General features: G+C 39.2%; 1 pseudogene. It reads left to right on the top strand.

Annotated elements, in window-relative coordinates:
* Positions 1 to 198, top strand: a pseudogene (locus IV36_RS11800) (IS30 family transposase); the annotation flags it as partial.
* Positions 199 to 212: the final 14 nt, after the last annotated feature.

Here is a 212-nt window from a genome sequence, read left to right on the forward strand (position 1 = left end):
CCAGCTGAACGTGGTAGTAATGAACGCTTTAATCGGAATTTACGTTATTTTTATCCTAAAGGGACTCGTTTTGAGCACATTAGTGCTCAAGATTTAACGACGACGTTACTCCAAATTAACCAGCGACCGCTTAAAATACTCGACTGGCAAACACCGTATCAGGTTATGCTGACAAATTTGTCCAAAAATTCGGATTAAATTTGCAATCTACC

The organism is Liquorilactobacillus mali (genome assembly GCF_001437155.1).
Taxonomy (GTDB): domain Bacteria; phylum Bacillota; class Bacilli; order Lactobacillales; family Lactobacillaceae; genus Liquorilactobacillus; species Liquorilactobacillus mali_A.